General features: G+C 71.8%; 14 protein-coding genes. 6 read left to right on the top strand and 8 right to left on the bottom strand.

Going from position 1 to position 17,286, the window contains the following annotated elements; all coding sequences use genetic code 11:
- Window positions 1–16: 16 nt before the first annotated feature.
- From BKI49_RS20035 to BKI49_RS20025, 3 genes are all read right to left on the bottom strand, one after another.
- On the bottom strand, window positions 17–2,059 hold the full coding sequence (locus BKI49_RS20035) for a protein kinase domain-containing protein (RefSeq protein WP_095935634.1): 2,043 nt from the start codon (window positions 2,057–2,059) through the stop codon (window positions 17–19).
- Between the two features lie 79 nt (window positions 2,060–2,138).
- Entirely contained in the window at window positions 2,139–2,618 is a 480-nt protein-coding gene (locus tag BKI49_RS20030; protein WP_095935633.1) for a MarR family winged helix-turn-helix transcriptional regulator, read from the bottom strand.
- On the bottom strand, window positions 2,615–3,232 hold the full coding sequence (locus BKI49_RS20025; protein ID WP_095935632.1) for a type 1 glutamine amidotransferase family protein: 618 nt from the start codon (window positions 3,230–3,232) through the stop codon (window positions 2,615–2,617). The genes BKI49_RS20030 and BKI49_RS20025 overlap by 4 nt, the downstream gene beginning before the upstream one ends.
- 783 nt (window positions 3,233–4,015) lie before the next feature.
- Between BKI49_RS20025 and BKI49_RS20020 the strand changes: the two genes are divergently transcribed.
- The 3 genes from BKI49_RS20020 to BKI49_RS20010 all read left to right on the top strand — a co-directional run bounded on the left by BKI49_RS20020 (window position 4,016) and on the right by BKI49_RS20010 (window position 7,052).
- Complete coding sequence (locus tag BKI49_RS20020; protein WP_095935631.1) at window positions 4,016–5,371, top strand: aspartate aminotransferase family protein; 1,356 nt, start codon at window positions 4,016–4,018, stop codon at window positions 5,369–5,371.
- Window positions 5,372–5,525: 154 nt separating this feature from the next.
- Window positions 5,526–6,239 (top strand): GntR family transcriptional regulator, encoded by a 714-nt coding sequence (locus BKI49_RS20015; protein ID WP_095935630.1) that lies wholly within the window; start codon window positions 5,526–5,528, stop codon window positions 6,237–6,239.
- Between the two features lie 162 nt (window positions 6,240–6,401).
- On the top strand, window positions 6,402–7,052 hold the full coding sequence (locus tag BKI49_RS20010; RefSeq protein ID WP_028799191.1) for a hypothetical protein: 651 nt from the start codon (window positions 6,402–6,404) through the stop codon (window positions 7,050–7,052).
- Between the two features lie 115 nt (window positions 7,053–7,167).
- Here the strand turns inward: BKI49_RS20010 and BKI49_RS20005 are convergent, their stop codons facing one another.
- The 4 genes from BKI49_RS20005 to BKI49_RS19990 all read right to left on the bottom strand — a co-directional run bounded on the left by BKI49_RS20005 (window position 7,168) and on the right by BKI49_RS19990 (window position 12,506).
- Window positions 7,168–7,920: a hypothetical protein gene (locus BKI49_RS20005; RefSeq protein WP_095935629.1), complete on the bottom strand. Its 753-nt coding sequence runs from the start codon at window positions 7,918–7,920 to the stop codon at window positions 7,168–7,170.
- Window positions 7,917–8,375: a hypothetical protein gene (locus tag BKI49_RS20000; RefSeq protein WP_095935628.1), complete on the bottom strand. Its 459-nt coding sequence runs from the start codon at window positions 8,373–8,375 to the stop codon at window positions 7,917–7,919. Before BKI49_RS20000 ends, BKI49_RS20005 begins: the two co-directional genes overlap by 4 nt.
- Before the next feature lie 18 nt (window positions 8,376–8,393).
- Window positions 8,394–10,613 carry a glycoside hydrolase domain-containing protein gene (locus BKI49_RS19995; RefSeq protein WP_095935627.1) on the bottom strand — a complete coding sequence of 740 codons (2,220 nt, stop codon included), beginning with the start codon at window positions 10,611–10,613 and terminating at the stop codon, window positions 8,394–8,396.
- 606 nt (window positions 10,614–11,219) lie between these two features.
- Complete coding sequence (locus tag BKI49_RS19990) at window positions 11,220–12,506, bottom strand: adenylosuccinate synthase (protein WP_095935626.1); 1,287 nt, start codon at window positions 12,504–12,506, stop codon at window positions 11,220–11,222.
- Between the two features lie 191 nt (window positions 12,507–12,697).
- On the opposite strand from BKI49_RS19990, the gene BKI49_RS19985 reads away from it, so the two are divergent.
- Complete coding sequence (locus BKI49_RS19985; protein WP_095935625.1) at window positions 12,698–13,555, top strand: diacylglycerol kinase family protein; 858 nt, start codon at window positions 12,698–12,700, stop codon at window positions 13,553–13,555.
- Window positions 13,556–14,109: 554 nt separating this feature from the next.
- Here the strand turns inward: BKI49_RS19985 and BKI49_RS19980 are convergent.
- Window positions 14,110–14,607, bottom strand: coding sequence for a GbsR/MarR family transcriptional regulator (locus tag BKI49_RS19980; protein WP_095935624.1), 498 nt, complete (start codon window positions 14,605–14,607; stop codon window positions 14,110–14,112).
- 116 nt (window positions 14,608–14,723) lie between these two features.
- On the opposite strand from BKI49_RS19980, the gene BKI49_RS19975 reads away from it, so the two are divergent.
- Together BKI49_RS19975 and BKI49_RS19970 are read left to right on the top strand one after the other, a co-directional pair.
- On the top strand, window positions 14,724–15,662 hold the full coding sequence (locus BKI49_RS19975) for an ABC transporter ATP-binding protein (protein ID WP_095935623.1): 939 nt from the start codon (window positions 14,724–14,726) through the stop codon (window positions 15,660–15,662).
- Window positions 15,659–17,269 (top strand): ABC transporter permease, encoded by a 1,611-nt coding sequence (locus BKI49_RS19970; protein WP_095935622.1) that lies wholly within the window; start codon window positions 15,659–15,661, stop codon window positions 17,267–17,269. Before BKI49_RS19975 ends, BKI49_RS19970 begins: the two co-directional genes overlap by 4 nt.
- Window positions 17,270–17,286: the final 17 nt, after the last annotated feature.

The raw sequence follows: 17,286 nt of genomic DNA, 5'->3' as shown, positions 1-17,286 counted from the left end.
CCTTCCCAGGGCGCTTTCAGCCGCCCTTCGTGTACGTCAGGGCCTCGCCCGAGTCCTTGTTCACGCGGCGCAGCCGGCCGTCCGAGAGGAGGGTGACCTCGGAGGCCGCGCCCGGCGAGCAGGACGTGGCCGGCTCTCCGACGGTGACGTCGGAGGCGCTGATCTCCAGAGGGCCGCCCGCGGAGGGCTCCTCGGCGAGCCTGGCCTCGAAGACGCAGTGGTAGGTGCCGCTGCCGGCCGGGCCGTCCGCGACGAGGGACAGCACGGTGTCCCCGACCTTGCCCTGCTGGATCGTGAGCCGGCGGGTGTTGTGTCCCGTCGCGTTGTCGATGCTGGTGTTCCAGGTGCCGAGGAACTCGTCCGGGATGGTGCCGTCCGTCGACTCCTGCGCGCTGGGCGACTGGGAGGCCGTGGACGGCTCCGTGGTGCTCGGGCCCGGCGTGGTGGGCGCGCCGGAGGCGGACGCCGACGCCTTGGCGTCGTCGTGGTCCTTGTCGCCCCCGGTGCCCTTCATCAGCGCGTAGACGCTGCCGCCCGCGCCGAGCGCGACGACCAGCGCCACGACGATCAGGAGGGCGGTGGACCGGCCGCTTCTGCGCGGGGGTTCGGGCGGCAGCGGGGCGCCGCCCGGTCCGTACGGCGGCGTCGCGTCACCGGGACCGTACGGCGAGGCGACGCCCGGCCCGTACGGAGGCGTCGCGCCGTACGGGGCCGGCTGTCCGCCCCAGCCGCCCTGCTGCGGATAGCCGTACCCGGGGTGGGGCGCGGCGGGGCCGGTGGGCTGGGGGTGCTGCTGCGGATGCTGCTGGGGATAGCCGTACGCGGGGTGCGCGGTGGCCGGCGGGGCGGCCGGAGGGGGCGTCGGGCCCGCGCCCGCCACCATCGTCGGCAGGTGGTCGAGCGGGGCGGGCTGCCCGGGTGCGGGCGGGGTGGCGCCCTCCTCGGCCGCGGCCGGGGCGTGCTCCGGCGGGGCCTCGGGCGAAGCATGGGGTGGGGTGGCCGGCTGTGCGGGCGGGAGTGCGGGCGGTGCCTTCGACAGGTCGGGGGCCGGGGGCGCGGCGGGCGGCGGCGCGGCGGGCAGAGCCGGCGGCACGGGAGGCGCTCCGGCCGGCAGGGCGGGCATCTGCGGCTGCCCGTCGTCGGGGTTCTCGGTGTCCAGCAGCTGCACCGCGTGCCGGCCGAGCTGGGCGACCAACGCGCTCGGCAGCCACGGGTCGCGGGTGCGGCCGTCCGAGACCGTGTCCTCCGCGCCGGTGCGCTCCAGCACCTGGGCGAGGCTCGGCCGGGCGGCCGGGTCCTTGCGCAGACAGTCGCGCACGAGGTCGGCGAGCCCCTCGGGCACGCCTTCGAGGTCCGGCTCCTCCTGCGCGATGCGGAACATCATCGCGTGCACCCCGCTGTTGGCCGCCCCGAAGGGGAGGGCGCCCGTGGCGGCGTACGAGAGGACCGAGCCGAGGCAGAACACGTCGCAGGCGGGCGTGACCCGGTCGCCGCGGACCTGCTCGGGCGCCATGAAGCCGGGTGAGCCGACGAGCGCGCCGGTGCGGGTGAGGCCGCCGTCGGTCACCGTCTCCAGGGCGCGCGCGATGCCGAAGTCGATCACGCGGGGGCCGTCGATGGTGACCAGGACGTTCGACGGCTTGAGGTCGCGGTGGATGAGGCCCGCGGCGTGGATGTCCTGGAGTGCGTGCGCGAGGCCGGCGGCGAGGATGCGGACGGAGCGCTCGGGCAGCGCGCCGTGGTCGTGGCCGACGACGGTCTGCAGGGACGGCCCCGCGACGTAGCCGGTGGCGACCCACGGGATCACGGCCTCGGTGTCCGCGTCGAGCACCGGGGCGGTCCAGTACCCGCCGACCCGTCGTGCGGCCTGCACCTCCTGCCGGAAGCGGGCCCGGAACTCCTCCTGCTCCGCGAGCTCCTCGCGCACCAGCTTGACCGCGACGGTGCGTCCCCGGTCGGACCGGGCGAGGTACACGTGCCCCATCCCGCCCGCGCCGAGCCGAGCCAGCAGCCGATATGCGCCGATCCGCTGCGGATCCCCCGCCCCCAGCTTCTCCATGCCCGCGCCCACCTTCCCCCGTGTGTGTGCAACAGACCGAGGATAATCCGGTCGTACGGGGAGGTGGGTGGGGCGGTGTCTACGGTTCCGTAACAGCGCGTGGTGATTCCGTGACGTTCGCGGCGAGCTCGTCGAGGACCGTCGACAGGCGCTCCAGGACGCGTACCGCCTCGGCCAGCCCTCCTTCGCCGAACGCCTCGGCGAGCCGGTCGGCGAAGGCGGCGTGCCCGGGGCCGATCCGCGCGATCGCGGCGCGGCCGGACTCCGTCGGGGAGAGCAGCTTGGCGCGCCGGTGGGCCGGATTGGGCAGGTACCGGGCCAGCTCCTTGTCCACCAGCAGGTCGGCGATGCGCTGCACGCTCTGCCGGGTGATGCCCATGGCCCGGGCGATCCCGGACACCGGGAGCGGTTCGGTGAGCACGGCGCCGAGCACCTGCCACCAGGCGGCGGTCAGTCCGGCCGGGCTGGCGAGCTCCTCGGCGACGGAGAGGAACTGACCGTTCAGGCGGAAGACTCCGAGGGCGCTGCGGCTGAGCAGGTCCTGGTGCTCCCGGCTCACCGGGCGGCCTTTTCCAGGACGGCGTACGCCTCGGCGTCGGAGTCGTGGAACAGCCGGTACCAGGCGTCGAGGACCTCGCCCTCGTACACCCCGAGCAGGCGGAACACCTCGCGGGCGAAGGCGACCGGTTCGGTGGGGCCCGCGGTGACGAGCGCGCCGTCGGTGACGGCGTCGGCGTCCACGTACCGTTCGGCGCCCGCGTAGCCGGTGGCGGCGAGGTAGAAGGACACGGCACTGGTGTGGGCGCGGTCGTCGAGCAGGCCCTCGCGTGCGAGTCCCGCCGTCGCGCCGCAGATCGCGGCCACGGGCACGGGCACGTCGGCTTCGAGGAACGTGCGTGCCGTGCGGGCGAAGGGGGCGAGGTCGTCGCCGGAGTCCCAGAGGTCCGCGCCGGTGAGGACGAGCAGCGAACTGTCCTCGGGGCGGAGCTCGTCGAGGGCGAGGTCGGGGAGGATACGGATCCCGCCCATGGTGGTGACCGGTTCGCGGGTGGGGCCGACGGTGCGGATCTCGTAGCCGGCGCGGGCGAGGTGCGCGGTCGTGTGGCCGGTCTCCCAGTCGGCGAAGGTGTCGTAGACGGCGAGGTGGACGGGCTGGCGCGGGGTGCTGCTCATGGCTCCTCCTCGGGTTCTGCTCGATGTAAGCATGCTGTCAATTGGACAGCATGCTGTCAATACTCGGGGCTTCGCTGCCGGCCGGGGCCTCGCTGCCGACTGGGGCCTCGCTGCCGGACCGTCTCGCCGTCTGTCCGGTGGGTGGGTCGGGGCCGTGCCGGTGATCCGCCCGTTGCAGCCCTTGTCTGGTCCGGCGAGCCAGTGCGGTGGGTTCATGGCGCCGTCCGCAACGGGCATGTGATGCACCGGCACGGCCCCTTCCGTGAGAGGGCGACCGCGGGTGAGATCAGGGTTGCGCCCAAGACCCAGGGATTGGACCTGTCGGGGTTGAGGGCAGTGCCTCAGCCCGTCCGGCGATTGAGGACGAGGCCGTCCAGGCCGATCGGGCTGAGCTCCGGGTGCCTCACGGGGGCCGGTGCGTCCCTTCCCACCCGGGCGCCACCACCTACCCCCGCCCCGCCTTGAGGACAGAGAGCCACCCCCAGTCCGTCCGGCGATTGAGGACGAGGCCGTCCAGGCCGATCTGGGTCAGGTCCGGGTGCCTTACGAGATCCGGTGGGCCCCGCCCCGTCCCGCCTGGGAGCAGAGGGCGCCCCCCCTCAGCCCGTCCGGCGATTGAGGACGAGGCCGTCCAGGCCGATCCACGCCGGCTCAGGGGGACGGAATGGCGGCGGCAGCGGAGTCGGCGGCGTGGTCAAGCCCGACAGACTGTCGCGGAATGCCCCCGGCGGCAGACAGGACGCCGATATCGCGTCCACTCCGTGGACATTTACGCTTCGGCGCATGACCCCTCAGCCCAACCCTCAGGTCGGTGCCGCCGTGAAGGCCGCGGACCGCGCGCACGTGTTCCACTCCTGGTCCGCGCAGGAGCTCATCGACCCGCTCGCCGTCGCCGGCGCGGAGGGGTCGTACTTCTGGGACTACGAAGGCAAGCGGTATCTGGACTTCACCAGTGGGCTCGTCTTCACCAACATCGGATACCAGCACCCGAAGGTCGTCGCCGCGATCCAGGAGCAGGCCGCAACCCTGTCCACGTTCGCACCCGCCTTCGCCGTCGAGGCGCGTTCGGAGGCGGCCCGGCTGATCGCCGAGCGCACCCCCGGCGACCTGGACAAGATCTTCTTCACCAACGGCGGCGCGGAGGCCGTCGAGAACGCCACGCGGATGGCCCGGCTGCACACCGGCCGTCCGAAGGTGCTCTCCGCCTACCGCTCGTACCACGGCGCCACCTCGACCGCGATCAACCTCACCGGTGACCCGCGCCGCTGGCCCAGCGACAGCGCCGCCGCCGGTGTCGTCCACTTCTGGGCGCCGTTCCTGTACCGCAGCCCCTTCTACTCGGACAACGAGCAGCAGGAGTGCGAGCGGGCGCTCCAGCACCTCGAGGACACCATCACCTTCGAGGGGCCGGCCACCGTCGCCGCGGTGATCCTGGAGACGGTCCCGGGCACGGCGGGCATCATGACGCCGCCCGCCGGCTACCTCGCCGGTGTGCGCGAGATATGCGACCGGTACGGGATCGTCTTCGTCCTGGACGAGGTCATGGCCGGCTTCGGGCGGACCGGCAAGTGGTTCGCCGCGGACCACTTCGGTGTGACGCCCGACCTGATGACCTTCGCGAAGGGCGTGAACTCCGGATACGTGCCGCTCGGCGGTGTCGCGATCTCCGGAGCCATCGCGGAGACCTTCGCCCGGCGGCCCTACCCGGGCGGGCTCACCTACTCCGGGCACCCGCTGGCCTGTGCCGCCGCCGTCGCGACGATCAACGTCATGGAGGAGGAGGGCATCGTCGACCAGGCCGCGGCCATCGGCGAGAACGTCCTCGGGCCGGCGCTGCGCGAGCTCGCCGAGCGGCACCCGAGCGTCGGCGAAGTGCGCGGCACCGGTGTCTTCTGGGCGCTGGAGCTGGTGAAGAACCGGGAGACGCGGGAGCCGCTGGTTCCGTACAACGCGGCGGGCGAGGCGAACGCGCCGATGGCCGCGTTCGGTGCCGCGGCCAAGGCCCGCGGCCTGTGGCCCTTCATCAACATGAACCGCACCCACGTCGTGCCGCCGTGCAACATCTCCGAGGCCGAGGCCAAGGAGGGTCTGGCGGCCCTGGACGAGGCGCTGTCCGTGGCGGACGAGCACACCGCGTAGAGCGCGATCCCGTCACCTTCCGACCCCCGGCCGGGCTGTCGAGCCCGGCCGGGGGTTCGGCGTCTGCGGCCCCTCCACCGCGTAAGGTGTCCTGCTCGTAGTGATACGCGAGTAGACCCACCACCACATCCACGCGATGGGGGAGTCAGACACCATGCCCGGCATCGGCGGCAATGGCGCCGTGACCCGCAGCACCCTGCGGCAGCAGATCGCGGACGCGCTGCGCGACGAGGTGCTCGCGGGCCGCCTCCAGCCGGGCCAGGCGTTCACGGTGAAGGAGATCGCGGACCAGTACGGCGTCTCCGCCACCCCCGTGCGCGAGGCCCTGGTAGACCTGTCGGCGCAGGGTCTGCTGGAGGCGGACCAGCACCGCGGCTTCCGCGTGCAGGAGTACTCCGCCGACGACTACCGCGACATGATCGAGGCCCGCAGCCTGGTCACCGAGGGCATGTTCCGCAGCCTCGTCGCAGGTGGTCTGCGCCAGCTCGACGACCAGCGCGCCGTCGCCGCGCTGGCCGCCGTGCGCCGCCGCGGCGAGGAGGCCCAGCGCGCCGCGACCGCCGGCGAGCTCAACATCCTCATCGGCTACGACCTCCGCTTCTGGCGCGAACTCAGCGGCCTCTTCGGCAACCCCTACCTCGCCGACTTCCTGCACCGGCTGCGCGTCCAGTCCTGGGTGTGCACCGTCCAGCACCTGCGCCGGGTCGCCGACCTGCGGGGCCACCTGTGGGCCGGGCACACGGAGCTCGTGGACGCCCTGGCCCGCCGCGACGCGGACACGGCCCAGGCGATCGTCGTGGCCTACAACGCACACTCGCTGGCCCTCATCGAGCACCTGACCGCAGACGACGGCCCGTCCGGCGTTTGAGGAGGGCCCCCGCGGGCGATCGGGGGGTTGGGGACGCGGCCCGGGGCGGCACCGCGCGCCCCGGCCACCGGAAACCCCAGTTGTGCACCGGGGCCTTCCCAGGACCGCCGCGCGCATTACGCTGCCCTGACCACCGTGCACCCGAGGAAGAGGAGCCGTCTGTTGGCCTGTGACCTGTGGTTGGTCCCGCTCGTCGACGTGTTGTGCCACACCCCCGACAACCCCTTCGCCGAGGAACTCGCGCTCTACGACAAGGCGCTGGCCGAGGCGGGACTCCCACCCGTCCCGGTGTACGCGTACATGCCGGGGCTGTCCGGCGACGTCGCCCCGGTCGCCGGCTTCGACTACGACGCGCTGCACTTCCTGCGCCGCGCCTACCTGCTCCAGATGTGCGGTCTGGCGGTCACCCCGGTGGACGAACTCGGCGGCGACTACGAACAGCTGCTGGAGATGTTCGAGACCAACGCCCAGCAGTCACACCTGGTCTGGCACTACGACCACGCGGGCGCCTACGTCCCCGTCGACTTCCCGCACCCACTCGCCAACGACGAACTCCTCGCGGGCGGCGGCCCCCTGGGCTCCTCCCACGCGCTGCTGCGCGAACTCGAATTCGTGGCCCCGTCGATCGGCATCGACCCGGCCAACCCGCCCGCCGCCCCGCAGCCGCCCGCGGCGCCCACGGAGCTGGAGGAGCCGGCCGCGCCGGCGCCCTACGACGCCAGCCCCTTCGCCCGGGAGCGCCACGTCTGGCTCGGCCTGCACGCCGCCGCGACCCGCAGCCTCGCCCAGGGGTCGATGATCATCTTCAGCTAGCGGCCGACGCCCGGACCGGGCCGCGGGGTGCCGGCGGTGCCCGGTCCGGGCGACAGCCACGGGCACGGGCCCGGCCCCACCCGTGAGGGTGCGGACCGGGCCCGCGGCCCACCGGTCAGACCTGCTGGGCGGCGAGCCGCTTCGCGGCCTTGCGGCGCCGCGGCTGGAGCGGATCGACGAGCACACCCGAGCCCAGACCGGGCGTCTCGGCCCAGCGGCGGATCTTCTCCGCCACCGCGGTCAGGCGCGCGTCGCCCGGGCCCACGTCGATGGAGAACAGCGACTCGTCCGGCTTGCGGTCGTCGCCGCCCCAGCGGACCACGCCCTCGGCGTCCGCGAGGATGTCGCGGATCACCAGCTCCTGGAGGGGGTAGAACCCGCCGCGCACCCCCAAGGGGTAGGAGCCGGGCCGGATCTGCACCGCCGTGCCGGAGGCCTGGTTGGACTCGGCCAGTCCCCTGCGCACCGAGCCCGGGGTGCGCCAGCCGACGACGTCGCCCTTGCGCAGGGCGTCGATCTCGTAGTGGAAGCGGCGGACGACGTGCACGAGGACGGTCTCGACGTCTCCCATGCGCACCCGCACGTCCACCGGAGTGCCCGTCACGGGTCTGGTGTAGATGTTGCCGCGGTCGTCGACGACCTTCTCCATCTCCCAGCCGTTCTTCGAGCGAAGGCCGTTGAGCACGTGGGCCTTCCGCTCGTCGGCCCGCTGCTGGGCCTTCTTCACCGCTTCGCGCAACTTGGCCGGGTCGGGCCTGTGGTCCGCCGCGTATCCAGGGGTGGCGAGCAGTTGTGATCCGGCCGTGGCGCCTGCGGCCATGAGGACGGCGCGGCGCAGCACGGTGCGTCGCGGCAGGTTCGCCGTCATGAGATTTCCTCCTTGCGTCGGGCGGTCGCGAATCCGGCGAGGGTGAGCGCCAGGGCGCACACCCCCAGCACGGTCACTGCCGGGTTGATGTACGACGGGATGACCGCTTCGACCGTGTGTCCGTCACCGGTACGGCAGCCGAAGTGGAGCGGGATGAACGAGGGGTCGTATCCGGTGAGTCGCCGGTCGCCGACCGCCGTGTTGCACGCCCGGGACCGGTCCTGGTCGTCGAAGAGGACCAGGTGCAGAACGCCCCAGGTGTACATGCCGAGCGCCGCGGCCCACGCCAGTGCGGCGGCGGACCCGAGGGCCGCCGTCGCCGTCCGGGCCGCCCTCGCGCGGACCAGCAGCCGCACCCCGCGCACCAGGAGCCACGGGGTGGCCACCAGTCCGGCCAGGGTCAGCAGGAGGACGACGGTGCCGTCGTGGCCGGCGTACGGCTGGTCTCCGGACATGGGGCGCTCCGCTCTCTGTCACAGGTTCCGGGAGATCGCGTTGTACTTCTCCATCACGTAGTAGAGCCCCAGCCGCTTCTTCGCCTCGCTGAACGCGGGCTCCGCGGGGCCCTGGTAGCGGCGCAGGACGTCGTAGATCTCCGAGTCGTTGTAGTCCAGGCGCGGGGAGCGCATCGCGGGGGAGTTGTCGTCCCCGCCGGGCTTCCCGTCGATGTCCCACATGTCGATCATGAAGACGCTGGTGAGGGCGAACTCCTCGTCGTCGTGCGCCTTTTTCCAGATCGAGTACTTGTCGTCGTCACTCGACGGGTCGAGGATCGGCCGTCCGGTCGCGTAGCCCTTGGTCAGGCAGTGGTTCCAGGCGCCGACGAGAGTGAGGGCCCGCTGCTTGGCGATACCGGTGGACGAGTCCTTGATGAACTTCCCCGTCGTGTTGTACGCGAGGATCGTGGCCTCCCAGGCCGCCTCGTCGAGCGGCTCGATGTGCCGCATCTCCCAGTACGCCGACGTCTGGATGAGTGCCTTGCGCAGGTTGTACTTGTTCGACAGGCTCGTGATGAGCGCGTCGTGGTCGACCACCGTCGACTGGAAGCACTTCCAGTGCTGGTAGCTGCGCGTACCGCCGTCGAGCGGGTAGCCGAGGGACTCCATGTACTTGCCGACGTCCGTCTGCATGGCGGTGAGGACGGAGTCGTCGAGGCGGGTGTCGGGCTTCTGGGTGCGCGGCGCGTTGAAGGAGCCCTGGCCCGTGTCGCGGCCCGAGGCGATGTTGTTGTCGATCTCGATCGCCCCGTCGCCCGAGCCCACCGTGCGGGTGACGATCTGGTCGTAGGCCCAGTTCTCGGGCAGCGGATAGCCGAAGTTCCCGGAGAAACCGGAGGACATGTCGGAGACGAACGCGGCGGTCGCGTGGCCGGCCTCGGAGACGCGGGTGCACACGTTGCGCGGCCCGTACACACCGACCGCGTACCGGTTGCCGTCGTCGGCTATCGCGTCCTCGATGCCCTTGAAGTGGGGCAGGACGCTGGAGGTGACGTCCTCGTCGAGGGCGTCGAAGTCGACGGCGAAGAAGATCCTCGCGCCGGCCTTGAAGCCGTGGTCCAGGGCCGCGTTGACCGCGGCCTGTCCGGCGGTGCGGCCCGCGATGTAGTTGAAGTCCGAGGCGTCCCGGCCGTAGGTCTGGTAGATCGGGAAACAGCGCAGCCCGGCGTCGGCGATGGTCTGGAGCTCGCCCTCCTGGATCGCCTTCTCGTACGGCTTCCCGCCGGTCGGGTTGGTGAGATAGCGCCCGATGTACTTGATGCCCTCGGCCTTCAGCGCCGCCGCGCGGGCCGGGGTGATCCGGGTGACGCCGTCGCAGGCCTCGCCCTTGCGCGCTTGATCGCCGTAGGAGACGAGGAGGGAGGCCCAGGTCGAGAAGTCGCCCTTGCCGGTGACGGGCAGCTTCGCGAACGACTGGAAGTCGGAGACGGCCGAGGCCAGACCGCTGGTGAAGGTCCCGCCGAAGGACACGGGCCGGTGGTTGAGGACCATGCCGGCGGAGAACAGCTGCACCCAGGGCCCGGAGTCCCCGGTGGCCACGGTGTGGCTCTTCAGACCGCTCTGGGTGCCGGGGCCGAACACCCCGTTGGCCGTGCCGTCGGCCATGCCCAGCTCGTACTGGACGGCGAACAGCATGGACTTGGCGACGTCGCGCGAGTGGTGGCCGTCCGCGGGGATGATGAAGAAGTCCTTGCGGGTCACGTACTGCCCGTTCAGCCATCTCTGCACGGCCTGGATGCTGTCCGAGCCGCCGTTGACGGTGACGTAGGCGTCCATGTTCAGCAGGCCCTTGAACACCTTGGGCACCAGGTTGCCGCCGGGGTAGGTGAAGTCCACGCCCATGTTCTGCTTCAGCCGGGTGATCGAGGCGTAGACGCGGGAGTTGTACGTCCCGTCGATGTCGCCGCCGTCGTATCCCTTGCAGTAGAGGGCCGACTGGATGATGCGGGCGAAGTTCGCCGACGGGACCGTATCGCTGTTGAGCGTCGGGTACTTGGACGTGAGCGTGGACAGAGTGGTGGGGCCGAAGGTGTCCGACAGGCTCGTGATCCCCAGTTCGTACTGGAGGGCACGGGTGAGGCCGAACATCGTCGTCCAGCCGGTCACCCCGGTCTCGGGGATCCGGTCGATGCCCAGCTTGCCTTCGTAGGCACCGTTGATGAACTGCTGCGCCTTGCGCACCATCTCGTCGGCCACGGGGGCTCCTGTTCCGTCTCGGGGTCGGACGGCGTTCGACGTGGCGGACAGGAGCGCGGCCGGGCAGGCGTCCGCGACCGCCGACATCACGGCATGCCGATGCGACCCCCCGGACGACACCGTTCCCCCCGGTCGTCGGTCACCGTGCGCCCGGCCGCCGGTGGGCGGGCGCCGGGCGCGTGACGATCACCATAGCCACAGCTTGATCACCAAAGACAAGCAAAAGTACGGGAGTTGGGGCAGGTCGGCGCAATTACGCCGCGCTCGGGGCGGTGGTGACGGGGCCTTCGGTGGGGGAAGGGGGCGGCAGGGTGCGGTCGGTGGCGGGAGGCGGTGAGGGAAGGGCACGGCAGGGCGCGGTCGGTGAGGGAAGGGGACGGCAGGGGACGGCAGGGTGCGGTCGGTGGCGGGGCGGGTGGTGACGGCAACGGGGGGACGGTGGCGGGTGGGGTGTGGTCGGTGGCGGGGGGTTGGTGACGAAAACGGCGGGACGGTGGCGGGTGGAGTGTGGTCGGCTTCGGCGGAAACGCGACGCGCCCCCGGCGGGCCGAAGCCGACCGGGGGCGCGTGCGAACGCCGTACGGACCCGTGAAGGGCCCAGGGGCCTTAGTCGATGAACGAGTTGATCTCGATGGTCTCGTCGCGGCCCGGACCGACACCGATCGCGGAGATCGGCGCACCGGACATCTCCTCGAGCGCCTTCACGTACGCCTGCGCGTTCTTCGGCAGATCCGCGAACGTCTTGGCCGTCGTGATGTCCTCGGACCAGCCCGGAAGCGTCTCGTAGACCGGCTTCGCGTGGTGGAAGTCCGTCTGGGAGTAGGGCAGTTCCTCGACGCGCTTGCCGTCGATCTCGTACGCCACGCAGACCGGGATCTCCTCCCAGCCGGTCAGCACGTCCAGCTTGGTGAGGAAGAAGTCGGTCAGGCCGTTCACGCGCGTCGCGTAGCGGGCGATGACCGCGTCGAACCAGCCGCAGCGCCGGTCACGGCCGGTCGTCACACCACGCTCGCCACCGATGCGGCGCAGCGCCTCGCCGTCCTCGTCGAACAGCTCGGTCGGGAACGGACCCGAGCCGACGCGGGTGGTGTACGCCTTGAGGATGCCGATGACCCGGCTGATCTTCGTCGGACCCACGCCCGTGCCCGTGCAGGCGCCGCCCGCGGTCGGGTTGGACGACGTCACGAACGGATACGTGCCGTGGTCGATGTCCAGCAGCGTGCCCTGGCCGCCCTCGAAGAGCACGACCTTGTCCTGCTCCAGAGCCTCGTTGAGGATCAGGACGGTGTCCGCGACGTACGGCTTCAGCCGGTCCGCGTAGCCCAGCAGCTCCTCGACGACCTGGCCCGCCTCGATGGCGCGACGGTTGTACAGCTTGGTGAGCAGCTGGTTCTTGACCTCGAGAGCCGCTTCGACCTTCTGCGTCAGGATCGACTCGTCGTACAGGTCCTGGATGCGGATACCGACACGGTTGATCTTGTCCGCGTACGTCGGCCCGATGCCGCGCCCCGTCGTGCCGATCTTCCGCTTCCCGAGGAAGCGCTCCGTCACCTTGTCGACGGTGACGTTGTACGGCGTGATGATGTGGGCGTTTCCGCTGATCAGAAGCTTGGACGTGTCGACGCCGCGCTCGTTCAGTCCGTTCAGCTCGGAGAACAGGACCGACGGGTCGACGACGACTCCGTTTCCGATCACCGGCGTGCACTCCGGCGTGAGGATCCCGGAAGGGAGGAGGTGCAGGGCGTACTTCTGATCACCCACGACCACCGTGTGGCCGGCGTTGTTGCCGCCCTGGTAGCGCACCACATAGTCCACAGATCCACCGAGCAGGTCGGTGGCCTTTCCCTTGCCTTCGTCACCCCACTGAGCACCGAGCAGCACAAGTGCGGGCACAGGCGTACACCCCTTCCGGGCGGGGCATGTCCAAGGTCGGGGACGTACGCGGCTGCTTTTCGGTACGGCTGCGTACGCCGGCGACCTCCTTTGGCCGCGACCGTCGGACCGGATGCCCCGGAATAGACGAAGCCCCTGGCGCAATAGCGCAAGGGGCTCTTGCACAAAGATGCTACCCGAGGAAGCGAGGCATGACCGAGGTGGCGGCTTCCGACCAGCTCCTGGTGGTCATCGACCCGGTCGCCCGTCGGACGGACGGCGAGTCTGTACGGATCGCGAAAGACGTGCTCAGCGCGGGTGCGGCGACGAAGGTGTGCCTGCCGGACGGGCCCGAGGAATTCGCCCGCGCACTGGCCCGCAGGGGCACGCGGCGGCCCGTGGTGGTCGGCGACGACCGTACCCTGATGCGCGCGGTGTCCCTTTTGCACCGGCGCCGCGAGCTGGGGGTGTGCGCGCTGTCGATGGTGCCCGTCGGCGGCGTGCTGTCGCTCGCGCGGTCCCTCGGCGTGCCCACCGGGGCGGTGGCCGCGGCGCGGGCCGTGCTCGACGGGTCCGAACGGCGGCTCGACCTGCTCGTGGACGACAGCGACGGCGTCGTCCTCGGCACGCTCCGCATCCCGTCCGCGCCCGCCCCGGTTCCCACGGCGGCGGGCGTCGCCCCGGAGGCGGCCTCCCACGCCTGGCTGCGCACCTGCCAGTCACTGGTCCGCACGCTCGCCTCGCGGCCCGCCCGCACGGCTGCGATGCCCGGGCCCGGGGCGACCCGGCTCCGGGTCGAGGTCGACGGGGTGACGGTCGTCGATCTGGACCAGCCGGTGGAGGCGGTGTCGGTGACGCCCGGGGGGCCCGGCGGTGCGGAGGTGGAGGTGCGGCCCGCCACGGACGGGGCCGCCGTCGTCCCGCTGCGCGCGTTCGGGCGGCGGGTCACCGTGTCGGGGGCGGACTTCCGGTACCGGGCGGACGCGGTGGTGTCCGGGCCCGTGCGGACGCGGACGTGGACCGTTCGGGAGGAGGCGTGGGGGCTGACCCTGCCGCTGGGGTTCCCGTAGAGGTCGGGGGGTCTGCCGGTGGGTGGCGGCCGGGCCGATGGGTGGGTCTTGTCGCCACCGGTCGGTCCGGTGGGTTTGCCGCCGGGCCGGTGGGTGGGTCGGTTGCCTCCGGTCCGGTGGGTGGGCGCCGTGTGTCCGGTGGGTGGGTCGCCGACCGGCCGGTGGGTGGGTCGCCGTCTGTCCGGTGGGTGGGTCGGGTCCGTGCCGGTGATCCGCCCGTTGCAGCCCTTGTGCGGGGCGGTGCTGGTAGGGCCTCAGTGGGTGCGTGGTGCTGTCCGCAACGGGCATTTGATTCACCGGCACGGCCCCTTCGGTGAGAGCGCGACTGCGGGTGCGAGGGGGGCTGAGGTCCAGCCAGCGGCCCGCCCGACGGCAGCTCCCGTCCGGTCCGGCGGCAGTTCCGTCCCGCCTTGAGGGCAGAGAGCAACCCCTCAGCCCGTCCGGCGATTGAGGACGAGGCCGTCCAGGCCGATCCGGTCCAGTCCCGGGTGGCTTACGGGTGCGGGTGCGTCCGGGGTGCGGTCATTGCGGGCGAGGCGGGGTGCCGGTGGGCTTCAACCGTTGCCGAAGTGCTTTTCCCGGTGGGCGCGCCAGCGGTCCATCATCTGGGAGATCTCGCCGTCGATGAAGTCGAAGAACGCCAGGGTCTCGGCGATCCGCCGGCCCGCCGGCGTCTCGGCGCCGAGTCGGTCGACGCCGTCGCGCAAGGCGTACTGCCAGCGTTTGAGGACCGCCTCCCGGTTGGTGATCGCCTCGTACCACTGGTCGCTGTGCACGCGGTAGCGCTCGCGCCGTGAGCCGGGCTCACGCTCGCGCGAGACCATGTGCTGCTGGGCGAGATAGCGCACGGCACCGGAGACCGCGGCCGGGCTGATCTGCAGCTGTTCGCCGAGTTCGGCGGAGGTCAGGGCGCCGGTGTCGGAGGAGAGCAGGGCCGCGAAGACACGGGCGGGCATCCGCTGCATGCCGGCCTCGACGAGCTGCGCCGCGAAGCTCTCGACGAACTCGGAGACCGCCCCCGCGTCCCGCCGGCCCGCCATGGCTTCGGTCATCCCGGATCATCTCCCCTGCTCGTCCCCCGCCGGCCGCGCACCACCACTCAGTGTATCCGGCATTTCTACTCTTCCTTAACTTCACAAATTTCTGAAAGAAGCGTACGTTCTGAAACATGACGAAGGCAATCACCGTCTCCGGACTGCACAAGTCGTTCGGCAGCACCCACGCCCTGGCCGGCCTCGACCTGGAAGTCGAGGCCGGCGAGGTGCACGGCTTCCTCGGCCCGAACGGCGCCGGGAAGTCCACCACCATCCGCGTCCTGCTCGGCCTGCTCCGCGCCGACTCGGGCGCCGCACAGCTGCTGGGCCGCGACCCGTGGGCCGACGCGGTGGAACTCCACCGGCACGTCGCCTACGTCCCCGGTGACGTGACGCTGTGGCGCAACCTGTCCGGCGGCGAGGTCATCGATCTGTACGGGCGGCTGCGCGGCGGCCTGGACCCGGCCCGGCGCGCCGACCTGATCGAACGCTTCGAGCTCGACCCGACCAAGAAGGGGCGCACCTACTCCAAGGGGAACCGCCAGAAGGTCGCCCTCGTCGCCGCCTTCGCCTCGGACGTCGACCTGCTGATCCTCGACGAGCCCACCTCCGGCCTCGACCCGCTGATGGAAGAGGTCTTCCAGGGCTGCGTCGAGGAGGAACGCGCCCGCGGCCGCACCGTTCTGCTGTCGTCCCACATCCTCAGCGAGGTCGAGGAGCTCTGCGACCGGGTGAGCATCATCCGCAAGGGCGTCACCGTCGAGACCGGCTCCCTGGCCGACCTGCGCCACCTCACCCGGACCAGCATCACGGCCGAACTCGCCGGCCCGCCCGACGGGCTCGCGCACCTGCCCGGCGTCCACGACCTCGACGTCCAGGGCCTGCGCGTCAAACTCCAGGTCGACACCGACAAGCTCGACGCCGTCCTGCGGTCCCTGACCGCCTCGGGCGTACGGTCGCTGACCTCGACACCCCCCACCCTGGAAGAACTCTTCCTGAGGCACTACCAGGACGACGCGACCGAGACCGCCCCCACGTCCACGTCGACGTCGGCGAAGGCGGTCACCCGATGACCACCGCCACCGCGCGCTTCGCCACCCGGCCCGGCGGGTCCCGTCAACTCGCGGGCACCGCCACCCTGCTGAGATTCGCGCTGCGCCGCGACCGCCTGATGATGCCGCTGTGGGTCGGCGTCATCGGCCTGCTCGTCGTCTCCATGCCGAACTCCCTCAAGTCCATCTACGGCACCGCCGCCGAACGCGCCGACGTGGCACGGCAGATGCTCACCAACAGCTCCTTGCGCGCCACCTACGGGCCGGTGTTCAGCGACACCCTCGGCGGACTCACCGCCTGGCGCATCGGCGGCTACGCCGGAGTGTTCGCCGCGATCATGAGCCTGCTCATCGTCGTCCGGCACACCCGCGACGAGGAGGAGACCGGACGCCAGGAACTCATCTCGTCCGCCATGGTCGGACGGCGCGCCCCGCTCACCGCCGCGCTGCTCGCGGCCCTCGTCGCCAACGGCGCCCTCGCCCTGCTGATCGCCGGCGGCCTCGCCGGACAGGGCGGTCCCGGAGCACTGGCGCTGGGGCTCGCCGTCGCCGGGGTCGGCATGGTCTTCGCCACCATGGCGGCGATCGTCGCCCAGCTGACCGAGAGCGCACGGCTCGCGAAAGGGCTCACCGGAGGGCTGCTCGGCGCCGCCTTCGTCCTCAAGGCCGCCGGGGACTCCGCCACCGCCGACGGCTCGTCCGTACTCACCTGGATCTCACCCGTCGGCTGGCTGGAGGAACTGCGCTCCTTCGCCGACGAACGCTGGTGGGTGCTCCTGCTGTTCGCCGCCGCGGCCCTCGTACAGGGCGCCGTCGCCTACGAACTCGCCGGCCGCCGCGACATCGGCATGAGCTTCCTGCCCACCCGGCCCGGCCCCGCCACGGGACGCCTCCGCACGGCCGGAGCGCTCGCCCTGCGCCTGCAGCGCGGCGCCCTGCTCGGCTGGAGCCTGGGATTCCTCGCCGCCGGAGCCGCCTTCGGCGGGATCACCAAGGGAGCCTCCGACCTCGTCGGCGACAACGACAAGACCCGCGAGATCATCGAGCGGATGGGCGGACAGAGCGGGATCACGGACGCCTTCCTCGCCACGATGGTCAACATGCTGGGCATGGTCGCCGCCCTCTACATCGTCTCCTCCGTACTGCGACTGCACGGCGAAGAGACCTCGCAGCGTGCCGAACCGGTGCTGGCGAACGCGGTCGGCCGCCTGCGCTGGGCCCTCGGCCACCTCACCATCGCCTTCGGCGGCAGCGTCCTCATCATGCTGCTGGGCGGCTTCGGACTCGCCCTCGGCTACGGAGCCGAACTCGGCCCCATCCTCGGCGCCTGCCTCGTCCAACTCCCCGCGATCTGGACCCTCGGCGGACTCGCCGCCCTCCTGTACGGCCTCTCCCCCCTCCTGGCCCCCGGGGCCTGGGGTGCCGCCGGGCTCGCGCTCCTGCTCGGCTGGATCGGCCCTGCCCTGAACATCCCGCAGACCGTCATGGACCTCTCCCCCTTCGGGCATCTCCCCAAGCTGCCCGGCGGCGACATGGCCTGGACACCGCTGCTCGTCCTCACGGGGATCGCCGCCGCGGCCACGGCGACAGGCCTTGCCGGTCTCCGCCGGCGCGACCTGAGCACCTGAGCCGGCGCTGAGTCCCC

The sequence above is a fragment of the Streptomyces sp. Tue6028 genome (genome assembly GCF_002300165.1).
Lineage (GTDB): Bacteria > Actinomycetota > Actinomycetes > Streptomycetales > Streptomycetaceae > Streptomyces > Streptomyces siamensis.
This window is presented reverse-complemented; position numbering and strand designations above follow the sequence as displayed.